General features: G+C 62.5%; 2 protein-coding genes. One reads left to right on the forward strand and one right to left on the reverse strand.

What is annotated here, in order from left to right; all coding sequences use genetic code 11:
* Nucleotides 1–184 precede the first annotated feature (184 nt).
* Nucleotides 185–1621 (forward strand): serine hydrolase domain-containing protein, encoded by a 1437-nt coding sequence (locus LKX83_RS31705; RefSeq protein ID WP_227887238.1) that lies wholly within the window; start codon nt 185–187, stop codon nt 1619–1621.
* Nucleotides 1622–1779: 158 nt separating this feature from the next.
* On the opposite strand, the gene LKX83_RS31710 is transcribed toward LKX83_RS31705, so the two are convergent.
* On the reverse strand, nt 1780–2568 hold the full coding sequence (locus LKX83_RS31710) for a YheC/YheD family protein (RefSeq protein ID WP_227887240.1): 789 nt from the start codon (nt 2566–2568) through the stop codon (nt 1780–1782).
* Nucleotides 2569–2725 lie beyond the last annotated feature (157 nt).

Below are 2725 nucleotides of genomic sequence, written 5' to 3' on the forward strand. Positions count from 1 at the left end.
ATTCACCGAAATGGCCGAGCGAGCACCAATGTGCGTATGTAAACTACCTACATTCGGCGATGGAGCCAATCCGGCGTCCCTAGTCTCTTCTACTCCTTTCCCTCGTTCGAAAACAAGCGGGTTGGCAGCCGGGCCAAAAGGGTTGATAATGAGAGTGACTTTTTCAATCCGGGAGGCTTGGGAGATGAAAGATACGGAGTTGACGAGCAGCGTGCCGGAGCGGGAGGGCGTGTCTTCGCGGGCGCTGGCGGCATTTGCGGAAGCGCTTCGCGATGACGGCCCGGAGATCGACGCCTTTGTGCTGCTGCGGCACGGCCGCAAAATCGCCGAAGGAGGCTGGCGCCCGTATACGACGACGCTGCCCCGGCTGAGCAACTCGGTGAGCAAAAGCTTCACGTCCACGGCCATCGGCATGGCGGTGGACGAAGGCCTGCTTACGGTAGAGGATCGGGTGATCGACTTCTTCCCGACCGAGACGCCGGCCGAACCGGGCGAGCATCTTCGCGCGATGCGCGTGAAGCACCTGCTCACGATGTCGACCGGTCACCGGGCGGATACGATCGCTTTGTTCATCACCGCCCGCTCCCAGATGCTGGACTGGGTGAGCGCCTTTTTGCAGGCGCCGGTCGAGGACGCCCCGGGATCGGGCTTTCTTTATAACAGCGGCGCGACGTATATGTTGTCGGCGATCTTGCAACGCGTGACGGGGACGACGCTGTTCGACTACCTGAAGCCGCGCCTATTCGAACCTCTCGGCATTCGAGAGGTTTCCTGGGAGGCTTGTCCCCGCGGAATCACGACGGGCGGCTGGGGGCTGAGCGTCTCCGCGGAGAGCTATGCCAAGTTCGGCCAGCTGTATCTGGATCGAGGCGTTTGGAACGGCCGGCGTTTGCTGTCCGAGGAATGGGTCGCCGAAGCTTCGCGCGCCCAGATCGCCAATGCGGCGCAGCCGGACGATACCAACGATTGGACGCAGGGCTACGGCTACCAGTTCTGGCGCTGCCGGCACGGCGCCTATCGGGCGGACGGCGCCTTCGGCCAGTTTATCGTCGTCTTGCCGGAGCAGGACGCCGTATTGGCGATCCACGCCGCCACCTACGACATGCAGCCTGTTCTGGACATCGTCTGGACGCATCTGCTACCGGCGCTCGGCGGACGGGAGGCGCTGCCGCCCGACCCGGCCGGCGAGGAGCGTCTTTGCGAGACATTGGCGGCCCTGCACGTGGCGGCTCCGAGTGCGTCGGACGCGTCCGAGCTGGCGACCGCGATCGATGGCGGCCGCTATCGCTTCACCGAGAACGAGCTCGGCTTGCGGGAGGCGTCTCTGCGTTTCGGGTCGGACGAAGCCCGGCTCGTCATGGAAGGCGAGCGCGGCGAGGCGGTCCATCGCTTCGGCATCGGCGCCTGGATCGTAAACGAAGATTGCCCCTTGCGGGCGGCCAGCGCGACCTGGACGGCCGCCGATCTCCTTCAGCTGACGATCCGGCAGCTGGAGACGGCGTATGTCGACACGTTCGAGATTCGATTCGACGGCACGCAGACCGTACGAATAACGCATCGGCGGGACTACGACGTATTTGCGCCATCATGGGGGACGTTGGTAGGGCAGGCTATCGAATAAACGCCTCCGCACCTGCTAGAGGACAAGAGGAAGTAACGAACGAACGGCCCATCGGCACGCTGCCTTCCGCAGCATCCGATGGGCCGTTCCCGTTCTCGTGCTCGTTGCCGATTGCCGGTTGCGACTTGCCGGGCCGGCGCAGCTGGGCGCTCGGACCGCTAGCGCTTTTTCTTGCGCACGGGAATGCGCCCGAGCGCACGGGCGTAGCGCAGCACCTTGCGGTGCGTGCTCCGGTCCGGGAGAAACCGGAACAGATAAGGATCCGGACTCGTGTTGAGCTCGATGATCCAAGGCTTGCATTCGGCGTCCAGGCCGATATCCGTCCCGACCATGTCGACACGCGGATAGACGCGGCTCAGCGCGATCGCGGAGTCTTTGCCCACCCGGGCGAGCTTGCGTTCGATCGCGACGATTCGACGGGCGCCGAATTTCGGCTTCAGCAGCGTCCGTATACTCATCGGCGTGCCGCCGTTGTGGTAATTCGTCACGATTTTGGCGGGGTGGGAGAGCCGTCCGATGATGCCGGTCGTCTCCCAGGCGCGCTTGGAATTTCGTTGAACCATGACGCGAATGTCGAACCGTCTCCCGCGATACGTGAGCAGGGAAATTCCTTTTTGCACGAGATAGGTTCCCTTGCGCTTGTGCCGGACGATCGAGGCGTATAGGTCCGCGAAGTCGCGGAACTCCCTGCGCTTGGTTCCGTACTGATAGCGGTATGTCGTCCCGCCGCTTGGCGCGGACCGGCGTTCCACCCGCATGACACCTTTGCCGAATGTGCCCGAATTCGGCTTGACGTACACCATCCGATAACGGGAAATCATGTCGCGAAGCGTCGCTGCCGTCATTTTTCGGGTATCCGGGACATAAGCGCGAACGTTCGCGCTGTGCTGAATCGCCTTCGTTTTGAGCCATTTGCTGTAAATCGTCTTGACCGCCGAGCGGCTCACCCGTATCACCTCCCGCCGTATTATATTCCGGTATCCGGCATTGAGGCGCTAGGCATCCGAGGAACCTCGGGGCTCCGGTTCTATTTCAGACGCGAGTTATACGGTTTTTCCGATTAACTCCGACCGCCAACGGTACCTCCAGCTCGAGTTATGCGGT

Origin of the sequence: Cohnella baijiui, from assembly GCF_020731285.1 — a bacterium.
Lineage (GTDB): Bacteria > Bacillota > Bacilli > Paenibacillales > Paenibacillaceae > Cohnella.

Bases quoted from the DNA above. Each gene is read 5' to 3' on its own strand.
- LKX83_RS31705 (WP_227887238.1), top strand. From the start codon at position 185: ATGAAAGATACGGAGTTGACGAGCAGCGTGCCGGAGCGGGAGGGCGTG.